Source organism: Pseudomonas sp. S3_E10, assembly GCF_054667615.1.
In genome coordinates, this window is record NZ_CP162743.1 from 411,439 (window position 1) to 436,645 (window position 25,207).

Here is a 25,207-nt window from a genome sequence, read left to right on the forward strand (position 1 = left end):
TGGCTCTTGCATGACGCCATGGCTTCGGTCCCAGGCCGGTACGCGGGGGGTGGCCTGGGTGAAAACCATGGGAACGAAACTCGCAGTTTCCGATGACAGATATAGGAAAAAACCTCGGGAGGAAGCGCTTGATTTTAAAAAGATTCTCGGGTGTTTTGGTCATGCTTTCGAGCGGTTTTGGCCCACGTGACAGCGGCGTTTCAGTACGGCTTCGCAACCCTGGGCTGGAGACCGCACGGAGCGTGTCGAGCGGTTGAAACATGACAGGATGAGGAACCCGAGTTCGCTCCGCTGACCTAGGTGACCAACTGATTGATCTCGATGATCGGCAACAGCACCGCCATCACGATCACCAGCACCACCGCGCCCATCACCACGATCATCAGCGGCTCCAGCAACGCGGTCATGCCCATGGCCCGGCGTTCGATATCCCGCGACAGGGTTTGCGCCGCGCGCTCAAGCATCGGTGGCAGCGAGCCGGTCTTTTCGCCGCTGGCGATCAGGTGGATCAGCACCGGCGGGAAGACCTTTTCCACCGCCAGCGCCGGGGCCAGGTTGACCCCTTCGCGCACCTTGGCGGTGGCGTCGTTGACGCACTGGCTCAAGCGCTCGTTGGACAAGGTTTGCCGCGCCGCTTCCAGGGCGCGCAGCAGCGGCACCCCGGCACCGCCGAGGATCGCCAGGGTCGAGGCAAACCTGGCGGTGTTAAGGCCCAGCACAAAGCGCCCGATCAGGGGCAGGCGCAGCACGCGGCTATGCCAGTTCAGCCGCGCCACCGGGTTGCGCAGGTACAGGCGCCAGCCCCAAAAACCGCCGACAATGCCGGCAAAACACAGCCAGCCCCAGGCGCGAATAAAGTCACTGGCGTTGAGCATCGCCAGGGTCAGCCCCGGCAGATCCTGGCGCGCCTGGGAAAACGCGCTGACGACCTGGGGCACCACGTAGCTGAGCAAAAAAATCACGATACCGATGGACACCAACCCCACCACGCCGGGGTAGATGAACGCGGTGAGAATCTTGCCGCGCAGGTTGTTGCGCTCCTCGATGTAGTCCGCCAGGCGCTCCATGACCTGGGCCAGGTCGCCGGACTCCTCCCCCGCCGCGATCAAGGCGCGGTAAATCGACGGGAAATCCCGTGGCCGCGCCGCCAACGCATCGGCCAGGCGCATGCCGCCGCGCACATCGGCGCGCACGGCGGCCAGGGTCTGGGCAATGTGCTTTTTCTCTGCCTGCTCCACCGTGGCACTCAGCGCCGCTTCCAACGGCAAACTGGCGCCGAGCAGGCTCGCCAGTTGCCGCGTGGCCCAGGCCAGGTCGTTGTCCGACAGTTTCGCCGTAAACAGACCGCCGCCGGCAGCCGCTTGCCGAGTACCTTCGACCTGCACCCGCAACGCCGTCAGGCCACGGCTGCGCAGCAGCGCAAACGCCCCGCTCTGGCTGTCGGCTTCCAGATGCCCGGCCTCGACCTTGCCGTTGGCATCGGCGGCTTCATAGCGATAGCGATTCATCAGGCGTCCCGTGTCACGCGCAGGATTTCTTCGGGCGCGGTGGCGCCGCTGCGCACCCAGCGCTCGCCGTCTTCACGCAGGCTCAACATTCCGGCGCGGCGCGCGGCCAGGCGCAGGTCCTGCTCATTGGCGCCCTGGTGGATCAGGCTGCGCACGTCATCGTCGACGCAAAACAATTCATGGATACCGGTACGCCCGCTGTAGCCGATCTGATTGCAATGGGCACACCCCACCGGGCGCCACATGCCGGGCGCGGCCGGGTCTTGCTGCTTGCAGTGCGGGCACAGCCGCCGTACCAGCCGTTGCGCCAATACGCCCAACAACGACGAGGCCAGCAGGAACGGTTCGACGCCCATGTCGACCAAGCGATTGACCGCCGACACGGCGTCGTTGGTGTGCAGGGTGGCGAGCACCAAGTGGCCGGTGAGCGAGGCTTGCACGGCGATCTGCGCGGTCTCCAGGTCGCGTATTTCGCCGATCATGATGATGTCCGGGTCCTGGCGCAGAATCGCTCGCAGCGCCAGGCCGAAGGTCATGTCGATCTTGGCGTTGACCTGGATCTGGCTGATGCCGGGCAGGTCGTATTCCACCGGGTCTTCCACGGTCAGGATATTGCTGGTGCTCGCATCCAGCCGCGCCAGGGCGGCGTACAGGCTGGTGGTTTTGCCGCTGCCGGTAGGGCCGGTGACCAGCACGATGCCGTGGGGCTGGCGAATCAACGTGTCCAGACGCGCCAGCAATGCCGGGGCCATGCCCAGGGTTTCCAGTTGCAAACGCCCGGCCTGCTTGTCCAGCAAACGCATGACCACGCGCTCGCCATGCCCGGTGGGCACCGTCGACACGCGAATATCAATCGGCCGCCCGGCCACGCGCAGCGCGATGCGCCCGTCCTGGGGCAGGCGTTTTTCGGCAATATCGAGCTGGGCCATGATCTTGATCCGCGACACCAACGCGCCGTGCAGCGCCTTGCGCGGCGACACCACATCGCGCAGCGTGCCGTCGACGCGGTAGCGCACCACGGAATGGGTTTCATAGGGTTCGATGTGGATGTCACTGGCTTCATCCCGTGCCGCCTGGGTGAGCAAGGCGTTGATCATGCGGATCACCGGCGCGCCGTCCTGGGTGTCGAGCAGGTCGGTGATCTCGGGCATGTCTTGCATCAGACGGTCCAGGTCCACCTCGTTTTCCGCGGCGCCCACGACAGCCGCGGCGCTGCCGGTGTCGGCATAAGCACCGGTGAGCAGGCCGTCGAGTTCGTCGTCGCGCACCTGCTCGACGCGCGCCTGGCCGAATTGGCGCTGAACTTCGCTGATCGACCAGCCAGGGGTTGAAGGGCAGACGGTCAGCAGCATGCCCTCTTCGCCTGGGCGCAGGAGGATGCGTTGGGACTTGGCCCAGGCGTAGGGGAGCAGGCTCATGGTTGCGTACCTACCGGCACCGCCCGGATTACCGCCCTGGGCCCCTGCTGGCCGGGAATCGCCTTCTCCACCGACGGCAGCTGCGGCGCCTGCACGTCCGGCATCGCCCAGCTGTGCTCAGGCTGCAACCCACCCTGGGCCCGGCGCATGAACTCGTAGCGGTTCAACGTGATACTGCGCCCCGCCCCACTGTCGCGAATGATGTAGGGCCGCAGGAACACCATCAGGTTGGTCTTGCTGACACTGCGCTTTTCACTGCGAAACAACGCGCCCAACCCCGGAATATCAGCGAGCCACGGCACCGCGTCGTTGCTCTGGCTGTAACCGTCCTGCAGCAACCCGCCAAGCACCATGATCTGCCCGTCATCCAGCAAAATGCTGGTGTCGATCGCGCGTTTGTTGGTCACCGTGCCCGCGTCCACCGAGGTGCGCGTGTCCACGCTGCTGACCTCTTGGTAGATATCCAGCTTGACCGTGCCGCCCTCGGAAATCTGCGGGCGCACGTTCAACTTGAGCCCCACCTCTTCACGCTGCACGGTCTGGAACGGGTTGTTGCTGGTGCCGCCGCCACCGGTGACGTAACTGCCGGTGACGAACGGGATGGTCTGCCCCACGAAAATACTCGCCGCTTCATTGTCCAGGGTCAGCAGGTTGGGTGTGGACAGCACGTTGGTGCCGCCTTTGCTCTTCAACGCACGGGCCAGCACTTTGAGGTCGAGCACCTTGCCGATCCCCGGAATATCCACGGTGCCGTTGACCACGCCGACGTTCAGGCCCTTGGGCAGCACGTCGAGGCTGGTCTTGGCGGTGGTCGCAAGGCCGCTGCCGCCGAGGTTGACGCCACCAAAGCCGCCCTTGCCCGCCAGGTTGCCGGCCTGCCATTGCACACCGAACTCGGTGGCGTCGTCCTCGCCCACTTCGACGATCAGGCTCTCGATCACCACTTGGGCGCGGCGTTGGTCGAGCATGTCGATCACTTCGCGCAGGTTGCGGTACAGCGGGTCCGGCGCGGAAATCAGCAAGGTGTTGGTGGTGGCGTCCGCCTGGATGGTCACGCCGCCGGCGCTGAAGGCGGTGTCCTGATCCTTGGAGGTGCTGTTGCTGCCGGTGGTCGAGTTGGTTTGCCCATACCCCGGCGACACACCGCTGCCGGTGGGCGTGCCACTGCTGTTCTGGGCCGCGCCGCCTTGCGCGCTGTTCTGGCCGCTGCCGCCCATGCTGCTGAGCTTGCCGCGGGCGTCGTCGCTGACGCCGGACTCGCTTTCCCCGGTGAGCAACCCGCGCAGCGACTGCGCCAACTTGCCCGCCTGAGCATTGCGCAGGTACACCACGTGCATATTGCTCGGGTTGCTTTGGGCGTTGTCGAGTTTGTAGATCAGGTTGCGCGCCAGCTCGGTACGCTCGGGGCTGCCAGAGCGGATGATGATCGAGTTGGAACGCGGGTCGCCGATCACGTTGATTTTCTGGGTCTGGTCGGCGCCCTGGGTTTCCAGAAGCTCGGCAACCATGGCGGCGATGTCCACGGCGATGCCGTTCTGGATCTGCACCACATCGGTATCGATGGCGCTCGGGGTGTCGATGCCACTGATGATCTGCGCGACCCGCGCGAGGTTCTCCGCGTAGTCCGTGATGACGATGCTGTTGTTGCCGGGGTAGGCATTGATCGGGTTGTTGGGCGACACGATGGGGCGCAGCACCGGGATCAGGTTCACCGCGTTTTCGTATTGCAGGCGAAAGGTGCGGGTCTGCATGCCGCTGCTGCCGGCACTGTACATCGGCCCGCCAAGCAGCTTGGCATCGGCCTCTGGCACCACTTGGGCCACGCCGCCCACGTCCACCACGCTGAAGCCCTGCATGCGCAGCGCGGCCAGCAGCATGTCGTAAGCCTGGTGTGCGGGAACCTGGCCTTCGCTGACCAGGGTGAGGTTGCCTTTTACGCGCGGGTCCACCAGGAACTGCTGGCCGGTGGCGCGGGACAGTGCGCGCACCACCGCCTGGATATCGGCCTCGACAAAGTTGAGCTGCACCGGCTGGTCGCCCAGCGGGTTGCGCGCCTTGACGGTCGTCGGCGCCTGGCCTCGGGCGCTGTTGGTCAGCCGGTGGGGTGCGGCGGCTTTGGGCACGGCGTCGCGCTGGCGATCGAGCACGGTATCGCCATGGCGACGGGTGTCGGCCAGCGGCTGACCGAGTTCGCTGTCCACCAGCAATGGCTTGGCGGCCTCCTGGGTACTGCACGCACTGAGGGCCAGCAATAGCAATGGCGCAACGGTGCGAAACGGCGGGACTGACCACTTCATGAAGCTTCCTTAGCGCCAAGCGCCTGATCCATGCGAACGGTCCCGGACACAGTGCCGGCCGAGGTGTCGACGGCATCCACGGCACGTTGCAAGCGCGCCTCGGACACCTCCAGAGAAAACGAACGGGGATTGCCCAGCAACCAGCCCACCACGGCGTCTGCCGGGGCGTTATCGAAGGTCAGCCGCCAACCGGAGCCCAGCGCCTGCACCTGGTAATGGCCTTGCAGGCCGGCACTGTCCAGGGTCTGGCGCAGCGCGGTTTCATCGGCGAGCCGAGGCGCGGCGACGTCCTGCAACAGCACCTGCAAGGCGGCGGCCTGGGCGCGTAACTTGGGCGTTTCGGCTTGCCAGTAGTCGATTTTTTTCAGCGCGGGCTGCACCAGTACTAACCAGCTCAACAGGCTCGCCAGCACCAGGCCGGCACCGGCCAGCATGCGTTTTTCACGCACGGCCAGGCCGTTCCAGAACACGTTGGCCTGGCCGCGCATGCGCTGCCATTTATTCATCGCCAACCTCCGCTTGTTCAGCGGCGGGCGTCGGCGCGATGCTCCAGCCGTGGTCATCGCGCGTGGCGGCAAACCCTGCCTGGCCCAACGCGGCTTGCCACTCGCCCTCGGCGGCGGGGCTGCGGCTGTCGGCGAGCATTTGCAGGTGCAGGCGCCCCTGTTCAAAGGTCAACGTATCGACGCTGCCCACCATAAACGGCAGGTGGCTGCCCGCCAGTTGCAGCAGGCCGGGAAAGCGCTGGCCGGGGTCGGCGGCGGCGCCGGCCTGGCGGGCGGCCAATTGTTGACGCGCCTGTTGCAACGGGTTGAGCACCACCGGCAATTCGGGAAACGCCTGGCGCACTTGGCGGCTCATCAAGGCCTTGAGCCGCTGGCCCTCTTCGACTTGGCGGGCCGCATAGAGGTTGAGGCCCAGGCTCCAGATGGCCGTGGCCAGCGCGACGCACCCCAGCGCCCTGCCCCAGCCGCCGCTGGACGGTTGGCGAAGACGAGCGTGCAAGCCCCACGCGGGAACGGCACCGGCCCAACGCTGCGACGCGTCCACCAGCGGCACATCCAGCACCTGCACACCCAATGGATGCACCGCCGCTTGTTGCAGGCTGTCGCGCGTCAACAAATACCCTTCGTCCAGCGTCGCAGCTCCTGCCGGCAAGGCATAGGGCGCCGGGTACAGGCCACGCAACCTGAGCTGCGCCTGCGCCAATACCTGGCTCAGTTGCGCCAGCCCGGCCTTGGGCACCCAACCCACCTGCACGCGCCCATCGCTTTCGCGCGGGCCATGGGCCACGTGCATCGCCTCAAGCGGCCCCAGGATCAACGCCTGCGCCGCGCAGGCCACGGCGGCGGCGGTTTTGGCGGCGGCCAATGGTGGCAGCTCCAGGCTTGTCAGCAGGCTGTCGCGGGGATGCAGAAAGCAGTCCACTGCCGGGTGGTTTTTGCCCAGCCGCGCCAGGCTTTCATGACCTTCGCACACCACCCTGTCGCGCTCCAGCCAGGCAAATGTCACGCGGCTGTCCACGGTCAAATCAGCCAACGGCGGCAAGCCAATGCGCAAGCGTTTCATACGCCCACCCGCGCCCAGATCACCTGGGGCCGCTGGTTTTCCGGGCGATGCAGCAACGCGTCGAGGGTCACCCGGCGTTGGTCCTGGCGCGCCTGGCCTTGCAGGCGAAACCACTCGCTGGTGATGCCCACCTGTACCGCATCCACCGCCACTTGGGGCAAGTGCAGGCGGTTGACGAAGTCCCCCCGGTTGATAAACCAATGCCCGGCATCCCGCTCGGCCACCAACGCCTGGGCCTGGGACAGATTCAACGACGGCACCACGGCGCTGAGCACTTCGGCGCGGGCGGTGTTGCCGTTGACCCAGGTGATATCGGGCAGCACGCTGATATACGCCTGCATGCGCTGCAACAGCGCCGGGTCGAGGCCGTCGATACCGCTCAGGTCATGCAGGCTGCGCAGCATCGGGTAGCCGGCGGGCTGATCGAGCTGGTCATACGATGCGATCACCCGCTGGCTGACGCGCCGGCTTACCGCCGGGTCGACCCCGATCAGCCGACACAGGCGCTCGAAGCTTTGCAACTGCTCGGCATCCACCTGTCGCCGGTTGACCAGGTTACGCAGGTTGAACTTGCCCTGTTCGTCTTCCACCCGGCCGGTGAACGCACCGCCCTGGGCGCGGGCCCAGGGCTGGTCGAGACGGGTCAGCACGTCCTTCTGGCGTGCTTCCCACAGCATGTGTCGAGTGCGCTCGAGGCTGCCTTGCAACAACCATTGACCCTGGATGCGCGATTGCTCGGCTTCCAGGCTGCGGGTGAACACGCTCTGGCGCGTCAACATGGCGCCGGCAAGCACCGCCACCACCGCCGCGATCAGCAACGCGCTGATAATCGCCATGCCGCGCTGCTTCGCCGCTGCGGGCGAATACCGTTTCATGGCGCGCCTTATAGCTGCCAGGAGCCGATATCGGCATTCACGCCATCGCCGTCCGGCTGGCCGTCGGCGCCCAAAGAGAACACATCGACTTCACCGTTGGCGCCCGGGTTGAGGTAATGATACGGGTGGCCCCAGGGGTCGTTGGGCAAGCGGTCGAGGTAGGCCCGCCAGGTGTTGTTCTTGGCATCCGCCGGGCGTTCCACCAGCACTTTCAGGCCTTGGTTCATGCTCGGGTAAGTGCCGTGGTCGAGGCGGTAGAGTTTCAGCGCCTGCATCAAGCCGCCGATATCCTGCCTGGCCGCCGTAGCCCGCGCCTGGTCCGGGCGGTCGAGTACCTTGGGCACCACCATCGCCGCCAGGATCCCAAGGATGACCACCACCACCATGATCTCGATCAGGGTGAAGCCACGCTGGCCGCGAGGGCCTGGCAATGGGCGGGTTAGGCGCGCGATATCCATCTCGACATTCCTTGGGTTGAGTGCATTTCGTGGCGCAGTGTTGCAAGAACACATGTCAGTCGTATTGAAAATCCTCGGGAGTTTCGGTCGCCAATCGGTCAACTCAGGGCGCTAGTCTGCGGGCCTGTTTCCAGGCTTTGAGAGCGCCATGCACGGCCACCGCAACGAGCGAGGATTTACCCTGATCGAGGTGCTGGTGGCGCTGGCGATCATCGCCGTGGCCATGGCCGCCGCCGTGCGCGTGGCCGGGTTGATGACCCAGAGCAACGGCGTGTTGCGCGACAAATCGATAGCGTTGCTGGCGGCGCAGAGTCGCCTGGCGCAGGTGCGTCTGGAGGGCCATCTACGCAGCGGCAAGCACACCTTCGAATGCGACCAAGGGCGCTTGAAACTGCGGTGCGAGCAAACTGTCAGCGCCGATGGCCCGCTGTTTCAGGTTTCGGTGCTGGTGCTGGATGCCAGCCGCGAAGCACCGCCCCTGGCGCGCCTGGCCACTCAGGTCATGGCCGAGTGAGCCGTGGCAAGGCGGGCGCGTCCGGCAGCTTATCGAGGTTGACGCGCAGCTTCTCGCCGCCACGCTCAATCTCGACCGCGTCACCTTCGATGGCGGTCAAGCGCACGCCGGGGCTGAGGCGCTCACCCAACAGAAAACTGCGCGGCGGGCCGTCGTTGAGGCTGAGGATCGCCACCGCGCCGCGCGCCCCGGCCAGCACGCCGGTGACCTTGACCTGCAACGCCGTCGGCGCATTGGCAAACCATTGCAGCGCCGGGTTATCGCTGCGTGCCGCCAATGCCTGCGGGGTGGCCTGGGGCGTATGGGATTGGGCATTGGTGAGTAGCAGCGGCGCCCATACCGCCACGCCGGCCAAGGCCGCGAGGAGCGCGCCGACCTGCACGCCCTGTGCCGCTGAAAATCGCAGGGAAAACGCCATGAGCAGGACCTCCTGTTTGTCCGTGGCATCAGCCTACAGCTCAATTCGCACGTTTTTATTTCACAACCTCACCAGTTCAGCAGGTGCCCCGCGATGAAACAAACTGGCTTTACCTTGATCGAGCTGATGGTAGTGCTGGTGATCATCGGCATCGCCAGTGCCGCCATCAGCCTGAGCATCAAGCCCGACCCACTGCACCTGCTGCGCAAGGACGCCGAGCGCCTCAGCCAACTGCTGCAAGTGGCCCAGGCCGAAGCCCGCGCCGACGGCCGCCCGATCACCTGGCGCGCCGACGCCAAGGGCTTTCGCTTCAACCGCCGCAGCGATGACGGGACAGCGATGGAAGGGTTCCAGGGCGACGCTCAACTGCGCCCGCGCGCATGGGAGAGCACGCCGATGCAAATCAACCTCGAACCCCGGCAAACCCTGGTGCTCGACGCAGAATGGATCAACCCGCCGCTGCGCCTAGTGCTGTCCGACGGCCAACACAGCCTCAGCCTGCAACGGGACGCGGCAGGCTTGATGCGCGTGGTCAGCCAGCCATGAACAAACCCCAGCAAGGCTTCACCCTGATCGAAGTGATGGTGGCGATCATGCTGATGGCCGTGGTCAGCCTGATCGCCTGGCGCGGTCTCGACAGCGTGACCCGTGCCGACCATCACGTGCAGGCAAGCACCGAGCAGACCGAAGCGCTGCTGCGGGTGTTGAACCAGATGCAACGGGACATCAGCCTGCGCGCCGGCGTGGAGCTGACCGGGCCCAAGGACGAGGCCGCCGGGCTCGCGGCCATAACGGTGCGCAGTTCCGACAGCCAAGGCTTTCGCCTGGACGTGATTCGCAGCGCCCCGGTGGCCGGCGATGGCCTGCAACGCGTGCGCTGGTGGCTCAAGGGCGACAGCCTGTACCGCGCGGCGGCGCCTGCACGGGATCGCTTCCCGCTGCCGCCGGCCAAAGACGGCGTGGTGGTGTTGAGCGGGGTCAGTGACGTGCAGGTACGGGTATGGGAAACGGACAAGGGGTGGCGGCAGTTGAGCGGCAACCGGCGCGAAGACCCGCTGGGACTGGAGATCAACCTGGTGCGCCAGACGCCGCAAGGGGTGGAGCGGTATCGGCAGGTAATCGGGCCGTTGCGATAAGGCCTGATGCCTGAGCTGCCGCCGAGCTAGCTCAACAGCACGACGCCACCGGGCAACTCGGTACATTTGGCCCCATACGCATCCCGAATCAACAGCGCCACCCCCGCCAATTGCTGCAAACTGAACCGCGCCTGCACCCGGCGCCGGCCCAGTTCCTGGTTGAGCAGCACCAGCATTCCCGGCCGGTAGCGGTTGATTTCATCCACCACCGTCGCCAGCGTGGCGTTGTTGAATACCAGCACCTGCTCACGCCAGGCCACCACCGCCTGGGTGTCCACGCTCGTCACTTCGCTGATGCCGGCCGCGCCGTAGCTCAATTGCCGGCCACTGCCCAGGTTCACACGATGGCCGCCAATGTCCACCGACAGCGCCCCGTCGATACAGGTGACGCAGACCGTGCGATCGGTGTGCCGCACGTTGAACCGCGCCTGCGCCGCGCTCACCCAGCCTTCGGCGGCCTGGACCTTGAGCGGCTGTACAGCCTGGGCGAGCACTTCGACTTCACCCTCAAGCAATTCGATACCCTGGCCCACCCGGCTGATGCGCGTCTGCGTATTGAGCTCCAGGCTCACACCCTCGCTCAACAGCACATGCCGCTGCTCACCGACCTCGGTGCGATAGTCCGCCGTGAGCCCGGCAAAACCACCCGGCACGCCGACCCGCACCATCACTACCGCCGCCGACGCCGCAATGGCGCCGCCCAGGAACGCGCGCCGGCCAAACTGACGCGGGCGCTGCGCCGTTTCGGCCGCCGCGCCCACGTGCCGCCACAACATTTTGGCGCGCTCGAACGCCTGGGCATGCTCCGGGCTCTGGGCGCACCAGGCTTTGAGCGCCTTGGCATCGGCCACGGTGGCGCGGCCCGAGGTCAGCAGAACCAGCCAGTCGCGGGCTTCGTCGTGCAAGGGGCTGGCGGCGTTTTGCCGGGCGATGGAGAAGCTAAAAATGTTCAAGCGCGCACGTACTCACGGTTTTATCAGGGACTCAACACTAAGACGGTTTTCCGGCCCCGGGACCGAACCGCTGGATGACTTTTCTTTCCAGGCGCTTGGCGCAGTGGCCCAGGGCGGCCTTGATTTCCTTTTCGACCATGCGCGTGGAAATGCCGAAACGCTGGGAGATTTCCAGGTGCGGCGCCTCCTCCAGGCGCGCGGCGATGAGGATCTTGCGTCGGCGCGCCGGCAGTTCGTAAAGGGCCTTGACCAGGGACTGGATTTCTTTCTGGCCGCCCACCACCCGCGACGGGTCCTGGGCTTCATCGGCACTTTGCAGCAGCTCTTCCACCTCGCTGCCGGTAAGCAAACGCGCGTCGGCCTGGCGGCGGTCGGCGGCGATGTTCAGGGCCATGCGGTACAGGTAAGCGTTGGGTTGCGCGAGGTTCGGCGGCATGTCCATGCGGTCGACGCGCAGGTACGTTTCGTGCAGCACGTCGTTGGCCAGGTCCTCCGAGCCCAGGCGCTTGCGCAAACGGACCTTGAAGTCTTCGTAGGAGGCCAGGAACAAGCTGACCATCGTACTGTGCCCGGTATTTTTCATCCGCCCCAGGCTCCTTTTGCTGCTGTGCATTCCATGCGCGTTCCTGTTGTGTCGGGCATCAAAAGTAAAGTCACCGGTTGGCGCAATGAACTGGGCGCCGGGCGCTCCACCCGTGCAGTGCCCAGGCTGCGTACCAGTGCTTCATCGCGTTGTTCGTCGCCGGTGGAGCTGACCAGCCGGCTGTGTTCGATCAGCCCCTCACGGTTGACCCACACCTGCACCAGCGCGCGAAAACTGCCGGGGCGCGTGAGGGGCGACCGGCACAGGCTGGTTTCGATGGCCTGCTGCAAGGCCGTGGCATAGCTGTTATTGATCCGCGCGGCATTGCGCGCCGCCACGCCATGGGCCGGCGGCGGCTGGCTGACCTCGGGCAACTGCAAGGTAAACGCATCGCCGCGTGCATAACGTGCCATCAGGCCGCTTCCTGTCAGCAACATCGCCAGAGCCTCCTGCGCCGTAAAGCGCCCGCGCACCCCGATGGCGCGCCGGCCCCGCGTCAGCTCGCGGTCTACCAGCACGGCCATGCCGGTGGCGCGGCTATACGCTTGCAGTGCAGGCTCCAGGTCTTGCGCCGGCAGGTTCAGCAGCAACAGCGGTGCTTCTGCCTGCGCCAGGCGACCGCCGATCAGCAGCAACAGCAAGCCCAGGGCGCATACGGCGCGCCGACAGGCTCCCTGTTCACCCCCTGCTCCGCATCGCTGCACGGCCGACGCACCCTAGAAAACCGTCATCCTGAGGCCCGTTTATGAACCTGATGTTACGGTGATAGCAAAAAAAACATCACGGTGACGAGCAGCCCGCTGCACTACACTTTGCAGCCTTACCGGCCCACTCCCGCGGCCCGCCAGGAGGCCATGATGAAGCTGCTCCCGTTGCTTGCCAGTGTGTTGCTGTATACCGCCGTGCCCGTGCTTGCCCAGGCCGACAACGCTGCGGGCGGTTGCACCGAGGTCACGGTGGATGGGTACAAGGCGCCCGACTATGGCTGCCTGGGCCAGCAGATGGGCAATGACACGAACGCGGCCAAGGCCGCGCAAAAGAACCGCGAGGCGCAGCAGCTTTCGGTCCAGAAACGAACGCCGAATGCGCTGGGCTTGTCGACCCCGGCGGCGACGGGAGTGCGCATGGGTAATACGTTTGGAACATCCGTCAAACCACAACGGCCGTAAGGCCAATCGACGCACGTAGACGCTGAAACGTTCAACCAAGCACGTCCATACAATTCCCCCCGCGCCCCTGCCCCTAACCTCACGGCTTTCTATCCCGTAGAAGCGCTGGAGAATGGGCATGCGTAACAAAGCAATCAAAGTAACCGTGGCATTGACGCTGCTGGCGAGCGCAATGATGGGCAATGCCTTCGCGGCAACCCCGAGCGTGGCCGTGGCGCCGCAATATGACACCAGCCATGTGTATGTCGCCCCGGCGGATGTGGACCGTTTCGCCCAAAGCTTCCTGGCCACCTTCGGCGGCAAGAGCACCGCCCAGGTGGTGGTGAATGTGCTGCCGGTGCCGAGCAGCACCACCTCGCAACTGCTGCAGACGCCGGCGGGCACGGTATCGCTGTTCGGCTTTACCACACCGATCCCGCACCCGTTTGGCCAGGAGCGCAACGGCTATCTGGTCAAGGACATGGACGTCGCGCTCAAGGCCGCCCGCGACAACGGCGCGGCGGTGATCGTCAGCGATTTCCCGGACCCCATCGGGCGCGACGCGGTGGTGCAATGGCCGGGCGGCGTCAACATGCAGCTCTACTGGCACACCAAGACCCCGGACTATGCCGCCTTCCAGACCGTACCGGAAAACCGCGTGTACCTCAGCGCCGAGCGGGCCGACGCCTTTATCAAAGGGTTCGTGGGCTTCTCCCACGGCAAAATACTGGCCGATGACCAGCACGCGCCGGGCATCGATGTAGGCCAAGCCAGCGGCACCTACCGGCGTGTCGATATCGAGTCGCCGTTCGGGCGCATGGCGGTGCTGGTAACCAACGGCCAACTGCCCTACCCCTTCGGCCACGAAACCACCGGCTACCAGGTGGCCGACCTGAGCGCCACGCTGGGCAAAGCCACCGGCTCCGGTGCCAAAGTGGTGGTGCCGGCGTTCGACAGCAAAGGTCGTCGCAGCGCGCTGGTCGAATTCCCCGGCGGCTACGTCGCGGAAATTCACCAACTCAACGCCGCAAAATGATGCGCCGTACAGGCTGGAGCCTGGCCGTGCTGTGGCCGCTGCTCGCCGGCAGCGTCCACGCCGACGAGCAACCGACGCGGCCGGCCATCAAGGCCAATCGCTGGCAGGAAGACTGGTCCGTACTGCAGAACCCGGCGCTGCGCACGCAAGCGCTGGACAACCTCAAGTACATCCCGTTGTCAGGCGCCAACCCGTACAGCTACCTGTCGCTGGGGGCGACCTTGCGCGAGCGCTTCGAGATGAACGACGCCAGTGGCTTCGGCGTGAAGAATGTGCAGCGTGATCGCTACCTGATCCAGCGCTTGCAGGTACACGCCGACCTGCATCTGAACGAACACTGGCGGGTATTTACCCAGCTGGAAGATGTGCGGGCGTACGACAAGACCACCGTCGGTGGCGCCGACCAGAACCGCGTCGATTTGCGCCTGGCCTTTGCCGAGTACGTCAACACCTTCGACAGCGGCACGTTCAAGGCGCGAGCCGGGCGCCAGGACTTTGCCTTCGACTTGCAGCGCTTTATCTCCTCGCGGGACGGCCCGAATGTGCGACAGTCGTTCGATGCGCTGTGGGCAGACTGGGAGACCACCCACTGGCGCTTTATCGGCATCGCCAGCCAGCCGGTGCAGTACCAGGACGGTCGACATTTCGACGACAAGTCCAACAGCGACGCGCGCTTTCACATGGTGCGCGTCGAGCGGCTGGTGGGTGGCAAGAACGAGCTGTCGGCCTACTACGGCGTGTATGAACGCAGCGCCGCGCATTACCTGGATGCCGACGGTGACGAGACCCGCCACCTGTTCGATGCGCGCCTGGGCGGCGCGGCCATGGGGTTCGACTGGGACATCGAAGCGATGCTGCAAAGTGGCTCGGTGGGCAGCAAGGACATTCATGCCTGGGCCGGCGGCAGCCGCACCGGCTACACCTTTGACAGCCTGGCCTGGAAACCGCGCATCGGCCTGCAACTGGACATCGCCTCGGGCGATCGCAAGGCGGGTGACGGCACCCTCGGCACCTTCAACCCGCTGTTTCCCAACGGCTATTACTTTTCCCTGGCGGGCTACACCGGCTACAGCAACCTGATCCACGTCAAGCCATCGATCACCGTCAAGCCCCTCGACAAGCTCAGCGTGCAAACCGCCGTCGGCCTGTTGTGGCGGCAAACCACCGATGATGCGGTGTACACCCAGCCCAACCTGCCGGTGGCGGGAACCGCCGGCCAGGGTGATCGCTGGACCGGGGCCTACGCGCAACTGCGTACCGACTATGGCTTCACCCCCAACCTCACCGGCGCGGTCGAAGCGGTGCACTACGCGGTGGGCCAGACCCTGCGCGATGCCGGCGGCGCGGACAGTAATTACCTGGGGGTCGAACTCAAGTTCAGTTGGTAGCCCCAAACAAGCACACCGGTACAAGCCGTGAAGCCGGTTTAACGGCCATAGTAATCCCGCGTTTTACCCACCCCTATCAAGGAGTTTTGCATGAGCACATTCGTTGCCAAAGACGGTACCCAGATCTACTTCAAGGACTGGGGCAGCGGCAAGCCCGTGCTGTTCAGCCACGGCTGGCCGCTGGATGCCGACATGTGGGAATACCAGATGGAATACCTGAGCAGCCGCGGCTACCGCACCATCGCGTTCGACCGCCGTGGTTTTGGCCGTTCGGACCAGCCGTGGACCGGCAACGACTACAACACCTTCGCCGACGATATCGCGCAGTTGATCGAACACCTGGACCTCAAGGACGTGACCCTGGTGGGCTTCTCCATGGGCGGTGGCGACGTCGCGCGCTACATCGCCCGCCACGGCAGCGCCCGTGTTGCCGGCCTGGTGCTGTTGGGCGCGGTGACGCCGATCTTCGGGCAGCAACCGGATTACGCCCAAGGCGTGCCGCTGGAAGTGTTCGCGGGTATCAAGGACGGTTTGCTCAAGGACCGTGCGCAGTTCATCTCAGACTTCAACACCCCGTTCTTTGGCCTCAACAAAGGCCAGGTGGTGTCTGAAGGCACCCTGAGCCAGACCCTGCAGATCGCCATGCTGGCCTCGCTCAAGTCGACCGTGGACTGCGTCACCGCGTTCTCCGAAACCGACTTCCGCCCGGACATGGCCAAAATCGACGTGCCGACCCTGGTGATCCACGGCGACGGCGACCAGATCGTACCGTTCGAAACCACTGGCAAGGTGGCGGCCGAGATGATCAAGGGCGCCGAGTTGAAGGTCTACAAGGACGCGCCCCACGGGTTCGCCGTGACCCACGCCCAGGCGTTGAACGAAGACTTGCTGGCGTTCCTGAACCGCTGAAACAGCTGAAACACCGCTCTCCTTATTTGGCCGGGCTTGCCCGGCCCTTTTTATTCAGGCAAACCGCCCGCCCAATGTGAAGCGACCCGGCCCGGCGAGCAGTACGCTGGTAAAGATGATCAGCAGCAACCAGCCGAACTGCCCTTCCAACAACGTCCACTGCGGATGCACCACCAGCATGGCGATCAACAGCACCGCCAGGATCGGCAAGCAGGCCAGGCGCACCAGCACCCCGGCGACGATCAACACGGGGCACAGCACCTCGGCAAAAATCGCCAGTAGCAAGGTCATGTGCGCGCCCAAATGAAACGGGTCTTCGATCTGCTTCAACTGTTCGCTGTAGTCGAGCACCTTGGGCAAGCCATGCACCCACAGCAGGAACAGCGCCCCGCTCGCCCGCAGAAACAACAGCCCCAGATCCTGGTGTTTTGATTCGTTCATATGCGCTCCCTGTAGGTGGTTATCGACGTCGATTGTGTCCACCGAGGCGCATGCACGCTTGCAAGCCTGTGCTGACCTTTACTCCCCCGTGCCGGCGAACGCCGTGACGATTTCCTCGATCACCGCGCGCACCCGTGCGGTGTGACGCAGGTCGGCGTGGGTCACCAGCCACACGTCATACGGCAACGGCCGTACACGCTGCGGCCACAGGCGCACCAGGCCGTCGCGTTCGCCGGTGCACACCGGGATCTCACCGATGCCCAGCCCGGCCGCGATGGCGCGGCGCACCAACAGGCTGGAACTCAACGCCGCGACGATGCGCCCCCGGCCCAAAGGTTCGCTGACCAGCGTCAGGTCCTTGTGGGTTTGCAGGTAGGGTTGGTAGACCACCAGGTCGTGGCCGTCGAACAGGCCGCCCGGCTCAGGGCTGCCGTGGCGCTCGATATAGGCCTGCGACGCAAACAGCCCCACCGGCCAACGGGCGATGCGCCGGGCGATCAGATCGGGATTGTCGGGACGGGTATTGCGCACGGCGATATCGGCTTCGCGCTTGGCCAGGCTGAGGATCTGGGTGGAGGCGTCCAATTGCACGCGCACATCCGGGTGCTTGCCGTGCAGGCTGGCGATGGCCGGGATCAGGAAATCGATGGCCAGGGAGTCAGTGGTGCTGACCCGCACGATACCGGTCAGGCGGTCGTCCAGGCCTTGGATCTGGCGCTCCAGGTCCAGGGCCGAGCGCTCCATTTTTTCCACCGAGTGCAGCGCGGCCTCGCCCACGGCGGTCAGCGCATAGCCTTCGGAGGTGCGCAGGAACAAGGTCGCGCTCAAGGATTTTTCCAGGGCATTGATCCGCCGCCCGACCGTGGCCTGATCCACCCCCAACACCCGTGCGGCACCGCGCAATGTGGACTCGCGGCATACCGCCAGGAAAACCCTCGCATCATCCCAATTCATCTCCGCTCCCGCTGCATATATGCATCATCGTGCCGTGTAATCGCTGCATTATTGCACCTTCAATCCTGGATATGCTGGGCACCGGAAAAAAATCCTCAGGATCGCCATCATGCACGACACCCCACCCCGCAGCGCTGTCTGGCTGCCGATCTTCGCCGGTTTGTGCGCCAGCCTGGTCAGCATCGGCCTGGCGCGCTTTGCCTACACCCCGTTGATTCCTTCGTTGATCCAGGCCCATTGGTTCAGCGCCAGCGATGTGGTGTACCTCGGCGCCGCCAACCTGGTCGGCTACTTGATCGGCGCGTTGATCGGTCGGCCCATCGCTCAGCGCACCTCCAACAAAACCGCCCTGCGCCTGATGATGGTGGCGGTGACCCTGGCGTTTTTTGCCTGTGGTTTTCCGCTGTCGCTGACCTGGTTCTTCGGCTGGCGCCTGCTGTCGGGCATCGCCGGCGGCGCGATCATGGTACTGGTGGCCGCGACCGTGCTGCCGCATGTTCCCGTCGCGCGCCGGGGCCTGGCCAGTGGTGCGATTTTTCTCGGGATCGGCCTGGGCATTGCCGGTTCCGGCACGCTGGTGCCGCCGCTGTTGAGCCTTGGCCTTGCGCAAACCTGGTTCGGCCTCGGCCTGCTGGCCGTGGCGCTGACGGCCGCCAGCTGGTGTGCCTGGCCCAGTGGCACGCCGCAGCAAGCGCCGACGCCATCGGGCGTCTCTGCACCCACACCGCCGGGCGTCTATCTGCTGTTTGCGCAATACGCCTTTATGGCTGCGGGCCTGGTGCCGGCGATGGTGTTCCTGGTCGACTACGTGGCCCGGGGCTTGGGTGCCGGGGCGCATGTGGGGGCGATGATCTGGGTGATGTACGGCCTGGGTTCGATTGCGGGGCCGGTGACCTACGGTTTTCTGGCGGATACGCTGGGCGCGCGCTTGAGTATCCGCCTGGTGCTGGTGGTGCAGGCCATCGCGGTGGGTGCATTGGCAATGGCGAGTGACTTCATGGCCCTCGCCACCCTGGCGGTGATCCTCGGTTCGTTCCCGCCAGGCATCGTGCCGCTGGCGCTGGCGCGGGTGCACGAGCTGATCCCCAACCATCACCAGCAACAAGTGGCCTGGAGCCGCGCGACCGTCTCCTTTGCCACGTTCCAGGCGATTGCAGGCTTTGCCTATTCGGCGCTGTTCAATCTCAGCGGCGGCCAGCATGCTCTGTTGTTCGTAATCGCCGCCGTGGCAATCGTGGTTGCGCTGGCGCTGGAACTGGGCATGATCCTGCTGAACCGCCGACCGCTCGATACGGTCCCAACCCATACGCTCATCGCTGCAGGTACTCTCAAATGACGCTTCCCAACGACATGACCCTGATTGAAATCACCACCCCTGGCGACCCGGATGTGCTGCAACCGCGCCAGGTCGACGTGCCGGTGGCCGGCCCCGGCGAGATCCTGATTCGCGTGCACGCCGCCGGGGTCAACCGCCCCGACGCCCTACAACGTGCCGGCAAGTACCCGATGAAACCCGGCATGAGCCCGTACCCCGGCCTGGAAGTGGCCGGTGAAGTGGCGGCATTGGGCGACGGTGTGTCGGCGTTCAAACTGGGTGACAAGGTGTGCGCGCTGACCAACGGCGGCGGCTACGCGCAGTATTGCGCGGTGCCTGCCGGCCAGGCGCTGCCGGTCCCCAAGGGCATGGACTGGATTCAGGCCGCTGCGGTGCCGGAAACTTTCTTCACCGTGTGGGCCAACCTGTTCGGCCTCGGTGATGCGCACACCGGCCAGCGCGTGCTGATCCATGGCGGCACCAGTGGCATCGGCACCACCGCGCTGATGCTGTGCCGCGAGTTCGGTATACAGGCCTTCGCCACCGCCGGCAGCGCCGACAAATGCGCGGCCATTGCCAAGTTGGGTGGGGAGCCGATCAATTACCGCGAGCAGGACTTCGCCGAGGTCATCAGCCAACAGACCGACGGCAAGGGCGTGGACGTGATCCTCGACATCATGGGCGGCTCGTACCTCAACAACAACCTCAAGGCCCTGGCCATGGACGGGCATCTGGTGATGCTGGGTTTCCTCGGCGGCGCCAGGGCCAATGACGTTGACCTGCTGACCATCCTCGGCAAGCGCGCGGTGATCACCGGCTCGCTGCTGCGCGCGCGCACCCGTGAAGAAAAAGCCGCGATCGCCGAACAACTGCGCGAGTACATCTGGCCGGTACTGGAGGCCGGGCGCTGCCTGCCGATCATCGACAAGGTCTATGCCTACACCGACGCGGCCCAGGCCCATGCGCGGATGGAGGGTGGGGATCATATTGGCAAGATTGTGTTGCAAGTCAGCTGACCTGACAGCCCCCGACGGCTCAAGGGGTTGAGGTGCTTGGCCTCAAGCCCGGCCTTGTGAAAATCTCAAACCAAATGGAGTTTCCCTGTGGGGGCCGCGTGTTTATCCGGGGTACGTGGGGTAGTCGGTATAGCCCACTGCCCCGCCGCCATACATGCCCTCTTCCCGCAGTGGGTTCAGCGGCCAGCCGTTGAACAAGCGTTGCGGCAGGTCTGGGTTGGCAATGAACGGTCGCCCGAACGCGATCAAATCCGCCAGCCCCGCGTCCACCAGTTTGGCAGCGCGTTCAGCGGTGTAGCGCCCGGCGTAGATAATGCGCCCGCTGAAGGTGCTGCGTACGGCTTCACGGAAGCTGTCGGGCAGCACGGGCGCGTTGTCCCAATCGGCCTCGGCGATGGAGACATAGGCAATGCCCGAAGCTTGCAGCACCTTGATCGCTTCGATATAGGTGTGGTGCGGGTCTTCTTCCACCAGGCCGATGTAGACGCGGTCCTCGTCGGTGCCGCTGAACAACGGTGAAAAACGCACGCCCAGGCGTTCCGGCCCGACCACCTTGCACACGGCTTCGACGATCTCGCGCAGAAAGCGCAGGCGGTTTTCCAGGGAGCCGCCGTATTCATCATCACGGGTGTTGGAATGGGCCGAGATGAACTGGTTGACCAGGTAACCATTGGCCGCGTGGATTTCCACCCCGTCGAACCCTGCGTCCAGCGCATTGCGTGCCGCTTGTGCGTAGTACCCGACCAGTTCCTCGATCTCCAGCACGGCCAAGGCACGCGGCACGGGTGGCGACATCAATTCTCCAACCCCAGCACCGGTTTCAATAAAGGCCTTGGCCTGCAACGCCGGCAGCGCGGAAGGCGCCACCGGTGCGGCGCCGCCCGGCTGCAAGGCGTTATGGGACACCCGCCCCACATGCCACAACTGAGCGAAGATCACCCCGCCTTCGGCATGCACCGCGTCGGTGACCTTGCGCCAGCCATTGATCTGCGCCGGGGTGTAGATGCCCGGTGTCCACGCATAACCCTGGCCACGCGGTTCGATCTGCGTGCCCTCGCTGATCATGAAACCGGCGCCGGCGCGCTGGCGGTAATACTCGGCCATCAGGTCGGTGGCGATATCACCGGGTTGCGCGCTGCGCTGACGGGTCAACGGTGGCAGCACCACGCGGTTGTTCAAGGTGCGGTGCCCCAGCTTTACCGGGGTGTTCAAAATACGGTCATTCATAGCGGATCTACCAAATTCAGGACGAGTAAACGCATTGGCGGCCCGTTTGGGTCGCCAATGAATGGAGCGGTCAGTCAGGTCAAGCGGTGAGTTTCAGCAGGGCCTTGGCCACCTCGCTGGAACTGCCGGGGTTCTGCCCGGTGACCAGCAGGCCATCGACGATCACGAAGGACTGCCAATCGGCACCCTTCTCGTATTGGCCGCCCAACTGCTTGAATTCATCTTCAATCAGGAACGGCACCACCTTAGTCAGGCCGACCGCTTCCTCTTCCGAGTTGGAGAAGCCGGTAACGCGACGGCCCTTGATCAACGGCTCGCCGTTGACCGCCTTGACGTGACGCAAGGCGCCCGGCGCGTGGCAGACAAAACCAACCGGCTTGCCGGCACGCTCAAACGCTTCGATCAGCGCGATGGACACCGGCGACTCCGCCAGGTCCCACAGCGGGCCGTGGCCGCCTGGGTAGAACACGGTGTCGAAGTCGTCGGCGTTGACTGTGTCCAGCTTCACCGTGGTGGCCAGGGCCTGCTGCGCGGCCGGGTCCTTGCCAAAGCGCTCAGTCTGCTCGGTTTGCGCATCCGGCTCATCGCTCTTAGGGTCCAACGGAGGCTGGCCACCGGCAGGGGATGCCAGCACCACCTCGGCACCGGCGCCCTTGAACACGTAATAGGGAGCGGCAAACTCTTCGAGCCAGAAACCGGTCTTGCGCCCGGTATCGCCAAGCTGGTCGTGAGAGGTCAGTACCATTAATACTTTCATGTTCCAGTGCCTCGATCAGTGAATGTCAGTGTGTTCAGGGTGACCCAAGAGCTGTCGGGTCAGCAGCAGCGCCTCGTCGAAAGGCGCGGGTGTACGGGTGATCTTGCTCATCACGCTGGCGCCCAGCCATAACGCGTAAAGCTGAGGGGCCAGTTGTTGTGCGCTGTGCCCAAGGTTCAGCGAGCCTTCGTCGACGCCACGTTGCAGGGCTATCGCCAGCAGTTCGATGGTGCGTGACGTACCGCGCTGCAACGCCAAACGCATCGGCTCTGAAAGATCGGACACCTCGGCACCCAGTTTGACGGCAAGGCATTTACCCGCGTCGGTGCAGCCGGTCTGGTTGTCGGTCCAGGCTTGCCAGTAGCGCATCAACTTGGCGCAGTGGGTCAAACCGGGCTGATCGAACAGTTGCCGCATGCCGCGCACGTAGTTGTCGAAGTAGCTATCGAGCAACACCACGCCGAACGCATCCTTGGAGCTGAAGTAGTGATAAAACGAGCCTTTGGGCACTGCGGCGGCCTGGAGGATTTCGTTCAGGCCCACCGCAGTAAACCCTTTGCGGCCGACAAGCACTTGCGCCGTGTCGAGAATGGTCTGCCGTGCACTTTTGGTTTCGCTGTTCATGCTTGATCCCGTCCGATTAGACCAGTCGTCTAGTTCGTTGGGGCCATGTTAGAAGCCGCGCCGGACGCTCACAATGTCAGATGCGCAAGGATTACGGACATGCCGCGAAGTCGGTTGCCGTTTGCCAGGCACGCGCCGACAATCGCCTCTCCCGACCGCTTGGAGAATGATGATGCACAGCGTTGCGCTGATGGTTTACCCGAACTTCCAGTCGCTGAGCCTCAGCCTGGGCTCGGTGTTCGAGTGCGCCAACCTGCTGCGTGGCGAGCCGGCTTATGAGTTCCACCTGGTGTCGGAATGCGGCGGCGCGGTGATGTCGTCCCTGGGGTTTTCGGTGAATACCTCAGCGGTTCGGCCCGAGGGCTATGACACGCTGATCGTCAGCGGCTACCTGGAATTTCGCCTGCCAGAGGCCAACCTGCTGGAGCTGGTCAAGGCCGCTTCGGCCCAGTCGCGCCGGGTCGCCTCACTGTGCATGGGCATCTTTGTCCTGGCCGACGCCGGCTTGCTGGAAGGCAAGCGCACCACCACCCATTGGATTCACGCGCCGGCATTTCGCAAGCGCTACCCGGCCATTCGCCTGGAAGAAGACAAACTGTTCGTCGTGGATGGCCAGGTGTGGACCGGCGCCGGCATGAGCGCCGGTGTGGACCTGGCGCTGGCCATGGTGGAGAACGACCTGGGCAGTGATTTGGCCCGGCGCATTGCGCGCAAACTGGTGATCGCCCAGCGCCGCGGCAGCGAGCAGTCGCAATTGTCGGCGCTGCTGGAACTGGACCCCAAGTCCGACCGCGTCCAACTGGCCCTGGCCTATGCCCGCGAAAACCTCACGCATGACCTGTCGGTGGAAGCCCTGGCCGATGTCGCGCGACTGAGCCCGCGCCAGTTCAGCCGGGTGTTTCGCGAAGAAACCGGGCAAACCCCGGCCAAGGCCATCGAAGCCCTGCGCGTGGAGGCCGCGCGGGCGATGATGGAAACCAGCCGTCATCCGGTTGAAGTGGTGGCGCGTGAAACCGGCTTTGGCGACCGCGAACGCATGCGCCAGGCGTTTCTACGCGCGTTCGGCCAACCGCCGCAGGCGATGCAGCAGGCGTTTAATGCAACGCCGCACGGGTGATCAGGTAACTCACCAACTGCGGCTCATCCTCAAGCTCGATGGCGTGCACCGGGCGCGGCAGGTTATCCAGCACCGTGCGCCAGAACGCTTGGGACACTTCGTCCTGGTCATAAAAACGCACCAGCCAATCGGCCTCGCCGCTGCACAGCACCTGGCTGGCGATGGCGCGGCCGATGCCTTTGCGGCGGTAGCGCTTGAGGATGAACAGGTCGGCCAGCTCCAGGGCGTCGACGCCAGGGACTTCACTGTCTTCGATCAACAGGAAACCGGCGATGAAACCATCGACCAGCAGCAGGTTGGCGCTCCAACGCGGGTCCTGCCAGTAGCGGGCCAGGTGTTCGTCGTGGATGTAGAAACGGCCGTCGGCCTCGACATCCTCCTGCTCCCAGTCCGAGGATTCATAAGCGTAGTACTGGTAAAGATTGCGGATCAGTTGGGCCTCTTCAGGGCCGGTCTGGATCAGTTCGACAGTGGTTTCAGGCATGGGGCTCTCGGTGAAAAATGCACGGCGACATTGTTCACAAATCGGCGGAACAGTCCAATACAGCGGCGAACCTTTCTACTTGCTGAACCGATTGCAAATAGCCGTGCCCTGCTGCCGAAGCGCTGAAACATTTCGAATAGACTTCGCCGAAATCCCCCTTTCTCAAGGACATGTATTTTGACGAACGTCTGTTCCGCCGGCCTGGATGTGGGCTTTGCGTCCCTGGATTATTTGCAGATCTTTATCCTGGGGGTGATCCAGGGCATCACCGAATTGTTGCCGGTGTCCTCTACCGCCCATATGCGCGTGGTGCCCGCCCTGCTTGGCTGGCAAGACCCCGGCTCGGCGTTTTCGGCGGCCATGCAGTTGGCGGCGCTGGCGGCGGTGGTGAGTTACTTCTGGCGCGACGTACGCCAGGTGACCACCGGCAGCATCGGCGCGGTGCGCCGAGGTGACTATAACGACCGCTGGTTCAAGCTGGCGGTGGCGATCGTTTTGGCGACTATCCCCATCTGCATCGCCGGGCTGGCACTGTCTTCGACCTTGAATGCCTGCAACTCGCCCTTGCGCGGGTTGATGGTGATCGGCATTTCCTGCCTGGTGATGGCGGTGTTGCTGGCAGCGGCCGAGCTGCGGGCACGGCACACCCGCGAGGTGGGCCAGATGCGCCTGCGGGATGCATTGATCGTGGGTATCGCGCAGATTGGTGCGTTGATTCCCGGGGTGTCGCGTTCCGGCTCCACACTGACCGCCGCGCTGTTCCTGAACTTCAAGCGTGAAGAAGCCGCGCGCTTTTCGTTCCTGCTGGGCCTGCCGGCCATCGCCCTCGCCGGTTTGAAAGAACTCTGGGTGTTGTTGCACGCCGACCTGCCGGCCCACGCCTGGCCGCACCTGCTGTTCGGGCTGGTGGTGGCGAGCGTCTCGGCGTTCTTTGCGATCTGGGGGCTGATGAAATTTCTGGAGCGCTTCTCGACCTGGCCGTTCGTGATCTACCGCGCGCTGCTGGGGGTGTTCCTGATTGTCGCGGTCAGCACCGGACTGCTGCCAGGGTAGTGGCTCTTT

The 25,207-nt window shown here is 64.6% G+C and carries 28 protein-coding genes; 11 read left to right on the forward strand and 17 right to left on the reverse strand.

Annotated elements, in window-relative coordinates; genetic code table 11:
* Window positions 1–296: 296 nt before the first annotated feature.
* The 7 genes from gspF to gspG are packed head-to-tail and all read right to left on the reverse strand — an operon-like array spanning window position 297 to window position 8,125.
* Complete coding sequence (gspF, locus tag AB4N98_RS01570) at window positions 297–1,508, reverse strand: type II secretion system inner membrane protein GspF (RefSeq protein WP_017530241.1); 1,212 nt, start codon at window positions 1,506–1,508, stop codon at window positions 297–299.
* On the reverse strand, window positions 1,508–2,926 hold the full coding sequence (gene gspE / locus AB4N98_RS01575; protein WP_017530240.1) for a type II secretion system ATPase GspE: 1,419 nt from the start codon (window positions 2,924–2,926) through the stop codon (window positions 1,508–1,510). Before gspE ends, gspF begins: the two co-directional genes overlap by 1 nt.
* A complete protein-coding gene (gspD, locus tag AB4N98_RS01580; protein ID WP_460149184.1) occupies window positions 2,923–5,223 on the reverse strand; it encodes a type II secretion system secretin GspD in 2,301 nt (766 codons plus the stop codon). The genes gspE and gspD overlap by 4 nt, the downstream gene beginning before the upstream one ends.
* Window positions 5,220–5,729 carry a type II secretion system protein GspM gene (gene gspM, locus AB4N98_RS01585; RefSeq protein WP_017530238.1) on the reverse strand — a complete coding sequence of 170 codons (510 nt, stop codon included), beginning with the start codon at window positions 5,727–5,729 and terminating at the stop codon, window positions 5,220–5,222. The genes gspD and gspM overlap by 4 nt, the downstream gene beginning before the upstream one ends.
* A complete protein-coding gene (gene gspL, locus AB4N98_RS01590) occupies window positions 5,722–6,792 on the reverse strand; it encodes a type II secretion system protein GspL (RefSeq protein ID WP_065878542.1) in 1,071 nt (356 codons plus the stop codon). The genes gspM and gspL overlap by 8 nt, the downstream gene beginning before the upstream one ends.
* On the reverse strand, window positions 6,789–7,667 hold the full coding sequence (gspK, locus tag AB4N98_RS01595) for a type II secretion system minor pseudopilin GspK (RefSeq protein ID WP_158555756.1): 879 nt from the start codon (window positions 7,665–7,667) through the stop codon (window positions 6,789–6,791). The genes gspL and gspK overlap by 4 nt, the downstream gene beginning before the upstream one ends.
* A gap of 8 nt (window positions 7,668–7,675) precedes the next feature.
* A complete protein-coding gene (gene gspG, locus AB4N98_RS01600) occupies window positions 7,676–8,125 on the reverse strand; it encodes a type II secretion system major pseudopilin GspG (protein WP_017530235.1) in 450 nt (149 codons plus the stop codon).
* 148 nt (window positions 8,126–8,273) lie between these two features.
* On the opposite strand from gspG, the gene gspI reads away from it, so the two are divergent.
* Window positions 8,274–8,639: a type II secretion system minor pseudopilin GspI gene (gspI, locus tag AB4N98_RS01605; RefSeq protein ID WP_017530234.1), complete on the forward strand. Its 366-nt coding sequence runs from the start codon at window positions 8,274–8,276 to the stop codon at window positions 8,637–8,639.
* Here the strand turns inward: gspI and AB4N98_RS01610 are convergent.
* Entirely contained in the window at window positions 8,626–9,057 is a 432-nt protein-coding gene (locus AB4N98_RS01610) for a type II secretion system protein N (RefSeq protein WP_017530233.1), read from the reverse strand. The genes gspI and AB4N98_RS01610 overlap by 14 nt on opposite strands.
* Before the next feature lie 93 nt (window positions 9,058–9,150).
* On the opposite strand from AB4N98_RS01610, the gene gspH reads away from it, so the two are divergent.
* The gene (gene gspH, locus AB4N98_RS01615) at window positions 9,151–9,603 is read left to right on the forward strand and encodes a type II secretion system minor pseudopilin GspH (protein WP_017530232.1); all 453 of its coding nucleotides are present in this window, start codon (window positions 9,151–9,153) and stop codon (window positions 9,601–9,603) included.
* Entirely contained in the window at window positions 9,600–10,193 is a 594-nt protein-coding gene (locus AB4N98_RS01620) for a PulJ/GspJ family protein (RefSeq protein WP_065878540.1), read from the forward strand. The genes gspH and AB4N98_RS01620 overlap by 4 nt, the downstream gene beginning before the upstream one ends.
* 26 nt (window positions 10,194–10,219) lie before the next feature.
* On the opposite strand, the gene AB4N98_RS01625 is transcribed toward AB4N98_RS01620, so the two are convergent.
* From AB4N98_RS01625 to AB4N98_RS01635, 3 genes are read right to left on the reverse strand one after another with little or no spacing between them, the layout of a single operon-like run.
* Window positions 10,220–11,146, reverse strand: a complete 927-nt coding sequence (locus AB4N98_RS01625; RefSeq protein ID WP_017530230.1) for a FecR family protein — start codon at window positions 11,144–11,146, stop codon at window positions 10,220–10,222.
* Between the two features lie 37 nt (window positions 11,147–11,183).
* Window positions 11,184–11,729, reverse strand: coding sequence for an RNA polymerase sigma factor (locus tag AB4N98_RS01630; protein ID WP_017530229.1), 546 nt, complete (start codon window positions 11,727–11,729; stop codon window positions 11,184–11,186).
* The gene (locus tag AB4N98_RS01635; protein WP_017530228.1) at window positions 11,726–12,370 is read right to left on the reverse strand and encodes a secretin and TonB N-terminal domain-containing protein; all 645 of its coding nucleotides are present in this window, start codon (window positions 12,368–12,370) and stop codon (window positions 11,726–11,728) included. The genes AB4N98_RS01630 and AB4N98_RS01635 overlap by 4 nt, the downstream gene beginning before the upstream one ends.
* A 216-nt stretch (window positions 12,371–12,586) precedes the next feature.
* Between AB4N98_RS01635 and AB4N98_RS01640 the strand changes: the two genes are divergently transcribed.
* From AB4N98_RS01640 to AB4N98_RS01655, 4 genes are all read left to right on the forward strand, one after another.
* Entirely contained in the window at window positions 12,587–12,898 is a 312-nt protein-coding gene (locus AB4N98_RS01640) for a hypothetical protein (protein WP_017530227.1), read from the forward strand.
* 118 nt (window positions 12,899–13,016) lie between these two features.
* Complete coding sequence (locus AB4N98_RS01645; protein WP_017530226.1) at window positions 13,017–13,913, forward strand: VOC family protein; 897 nt, start codon at window positions 13,017–13,019, stop codon at window positions 13,911–13,913.
* Entirely contained in the window at window positions 13,910–15,301 is a 1,392-nt protein-coding gene (locus AB4N98_RS01650) for an alginate export family protein (protein ID WP_116079717.1), read from the forward strand. Before AB4N98_RS01645 ends, AB4N98_RS01650 begins: the two co-directional genes overlap by 4 nt.
* 90 nt (window positions 15,302–15,391) lie before the next feature.
* On the forward strand, window positions 15,392–16,210 hold the full coding sequence (locus tag AB4N98_RS01655; RefSeq protein ID WP_017530224.1) for an alpha/beta fold hydrolase: 819 nt from the start codon (window positions 15,392–15,394) through the stop codon (window positions 16,208–16,210).
* A gap of 54 nt (window positions 16,211–16,264) precedes the next feature.
* On the opposite strand, the gene AB4N98_RS01660 is transcribed toward AB4N98_RS01655, so the two are convergent.
* Entirely contained in the window at window positions 16,265–16,651 is a 387-nt protein-coding gene (locus AB4N98_RS01660; protein WP_017530223.1) for a DoxX family protein, read from the reverse strand.
* A gap of 78 nt (window positions 16,652–16,729) precedes the next feature.
* The gene (locus tag AB4N98_RS01665) at window positions 16,730–17,605 is read right to left on the reverse strand and encodes a LysR family transcriptional regulator (RefSeq protein ID WP_137220409.1); all 876 of its coding nucleotides are present in this window, start codon (window positions 17,603–17,605) and stop codon (window positions 16,730–16,732) included.
* A 109-nt stretch (window positions 17,606–17,714) separates the two neighbouring features.
* Here AB4N98_RS01665 and AB4N98_RS01670 point away from each other — a divergent pair, with 109 nt between their 5' ends.
* Complete coding sequence (locus AB4N98_RS01670; protein ID WP_135196941.1) at window positions 17,715–18,941, forward strand: YbfB/YjiJ family MFS transporter; 1,227 nt, start codon at window positions 17,715–17,717, stop codon at window positions 18,939–18,941.
* On the forward strand, window positions 18,938–19,936 hold the full coding sequence (locus tag AB4N98_RS01675; RefSeq protein ID WP_017530220.1) for an NAD(P)H-quinone oxidoreductase: 999 nt from the start codon (window positions 18,938–18,940) through the stop codon (window positions 19,934–19,936). The genes AB4N98_RS01670 and AB4N98_RS01675 overlap by 4 nt, the downstream gene beginning before the upstream one ends.
* Window positions 19,937–20,038: 102 nt before the next feature.
* On the opposite strand, the gene AB4N98_RS01680 is transcribed toward AB4N98_RS01675, so the two are convergent.
* The 3 genes from AB4N98_RS01680 to AB4N98_RS01690 all read right to left on the reverse strand — a co-directional run bounded on the left by AB4N98_RS01680 (window position 20,039) and on the right by AB4N98_RS01690 (window position 22,544).
* Window positions 20,039–21,163, reverse strand: coding sequence for an alkene reductase (locus tag AB4N98_RS01680; protein WP_017530219.1), 1,125 nt, complete (start codon window positions 21,161–21,163; stop codon window positions 20,039–20,041).
* Window positions 21,164–21,242: 79 nt separating this feature from the next.
* Entirely contained in the window at window positions 21,243–21,920 is a 678-nt protein-coding gene (locus AB4N98_RS01685) for a type 1 glutamine amidotransferase domain-containing protein (protein WP_068932214.1), read from the reverse strand.
* Window positions 21,921–21,935: 15 nt separating this feature from the next.
* Entirely contained in the window at window positions 21,936–22,544 is a 609-nt protein-coding gene (locus tag AB4N98_RS01690; protein ID WP_017530217.1) for a TetR/AcrR family transcriptional regulator, read from the reverse strand.
* Window positions 22,545–22,716: 172 nt separating this feature from the next.
* On the opposite strand from AB4N98_RS01690, the gene AB4N98_RS01695 reads away from it, so the two are divergent.
* A complete protein-coding gene (locus tag AB4N98_RS01695; RefSeq protein WP_017530216.1) occupies window positions 22,717–23,661 on the forward strand; it encodes a GlxA family transcriptional regulator in 945 nt (314 codons plus the stop codon).
* On the opposite strand, the gene AB4N98_RS01700 is transcribed toward AB4N98_RS01695, so the two are convergent.
* Window positions 23,639–24,145, reverse strand: coding sequence for a GNAT family N-acetyltransferase (locus tag AB4N98_RS01700; protein ID WP_017530215.1), 507 nt, complete (start codon window positions 24,143–24,145; stop codon window positions 23,639–23,641). The two genes, AB4N98_RS01695 and AB4N98_RS01700, sit on opposite strands and share 23 nt — an antisense overlap.
* Window positions 24,146–24,322: 177 nt before the next feature.
* Between AB4N98_RS01700 and AB4N98_RS01705 the strand changes: the two genes are divergently transcribed.
* Window positions 24,323–25,198 (forward strand): undecaprenyl-diphosphate phosphatase, encoded by an 876-nt coding sequence (locus AB4N98_RS01705; RefSeq protein WP_137220406.1) that lies wholly within the window; start codon window positions 24,323–24,325, stop codon window positions 25,196–25,198.
* The last annotated feature ends 9 nt before the right edge of the window (window positions 25,199–25,207 follow it).

Bases quoted from the DNA above. Each gene is read 5' to 3' on its own strand.
- gspF (WP_017530241.1), bottom strand. From the start codon at position 1,508: ATGAATCGCTATCGCTATGAAGCCGCCGATGCCAACGGCAAGGTCGAG.
- gspE (WP_017530240.1), bottom strand. From the start codon at position 2,926: ATGAGCCTGCTCCCCTACGCCTGGGCCAAGTCCCAACGCATCCTCCTG.
- gspD (WP_460149184.1), bottom strand. From the start codon at position 5,223: ATGAAGTGGTCAGTCCCGCCGTTTCGCACCGTTGCGCCATTGCTATTG.
- gspM (WP_017530238.1), bottom strand. From the start codon at position 5,729: ATGAATAAATGGCAGCGCATGCGCGGCCAGGCCAACGTGTTCTGGAAC.
- gspL (WP_065878542.1), bottom strand. From the start codon at position 6,792: ATGAAACGCTTGCGCATTGGCTTGCCGCCGTTGGCTGATTTGACCGTG.
- gspK (WP_158555756.1), bottom strand. From the start codon at position 7,667: ATGAAACGGTATTCGCCCGCAGCGGCGAAGCAGCGCGGCATGGCGATT.
- gspG (WP_017530235.1), bottom strand. From the start codon at position 8,125: ATGGATATCGCGCGCCTAACCCGCCCATTGCCAGGCCCTCGCGGCCAG.
- gspI (WP_017530234.1), top strand. From the start codon at position 8,274: ATGCACGGCCACCGCAACGAGCGAGGATTTACCCTGATCGAGGTGCTG.
- AB4N98_RS01610 (WP_017530233.1), bottom strand. From the start codon at position 9,057: ATGGCGTTTTCCCTGCGATTTTCAGCGGCACAGGGCGTGCAGGTCGGC.
- gspH (WP_017530232.1), top strand. From the start codon at position 9,151: ATGAAACAAACTGGCTTTACCTTGATCGAGCTGATGGTAGTGCTGGTG.
- AB4N98_RS01620 (WP_065878540.1), top strand. From the start codon at position 9,600: ATGAACAAACCCCAGCAAGGCTTCACCCTGATCGAAGTGATGGTGGCG.
- AB4N98_RS01630 (WP_017530229.1), bottom strand. From the start codon at position 11,729: ATGAAAAATACCGGGCACAGTACGATGGTCAGCTTGTTCCTGGCCTCC.
- AB4N98_RS01640 (WP_017530227.1), top strand. From the start codon at position 12,587: ATGAAGCTGCTCCCGTTGCTTGCCAGTGTGTTGCTGTATACCGCCGTG.
- AB4N98_RS01645 (WP_017530226.1), top strand. From the start codon at position 13,017: ATGCGTAACAAAGCAATCAAAGTAACCGTGGCATTGACGCTGCTGGCG.
- AB4N98_RS01650 (WP_116079717.1), top strand. From the start codon at position 13,910: ATGATGCGCCGTACAGGCTGGAGCCTGGCCGTGCTGTGGCCGCTGCTC.
- AB4N98_RS01655 (WP_017530224.1), top strand. From the start codon at position 15,392: ATGAGCACATTCGTTGCCAAAGACGGTACCCAGATCTACTTCAAGGAC.
- AB4N98_RS01660 (WP_017530223.1), bottom strand. From the start codon at position 16,651: ATGAACGAATCAAAACACCAGGATCTGGGGCTGTTGTTTCTGCGGGCG.
- AB4N98_RS01665 (WP_137220409.1), bottom strand. From the start codon at position 17,605: ATGAATTGGGATGATGCGAGGGTTTTCCTGGCGGTATGCCGCGAGTCC.
- AB4N98_RS01670 (WP_135196941.1), top strand. From the start codon at position 17,715: ATGCACGACACCCCACCCCGCAGCGCTGTCTGGCTGCCGATCTTCGCC.
- AB4N98_RS01675 (WP_017530220.1), top strand. From the start codon at position 18,938: ATGACGCTTCCCAACGACATGACCCTGATTGAAATCACCACCCCTGGC.
- AB4N98_RS01680 (WP_017530219.1), bottom strand. From the start codon at position 21,163: ATGAATGACCGTATTTTGAACACCCCGGTAAAGCTGGGGCACCGCACC.
- AB4N98_RS01685 (WP_068932214.1), bottom strand. From the start codon at position 21,920: ATGAAAGTATTAATGGTACTGACCTCTCACGACCAGCTTGGCGATACC.
- AB4N98_RS01690 (WP_017530217.1), bottom strand. From the start codon at position 22,544: ATGAACAGCGAAACCAAAAGTGCACGGCAGACCATTCTCGACACGGCG.
- AB4N98_RS01695 (WP_017530216.1), top strand. From the start codon at position 22,717: ATGCACAGCGTTGCGCTGATGGTTTACCCGAACTTCCAGTCGCTGAGC.
- AB4N98_RS01700 (WP_017530215.1), bottom strand. From the start codon at position 24,145: ATGCCTGAAACCACTGTCGAACTGATCCAGACCGGCCCTGAAGAGGCC.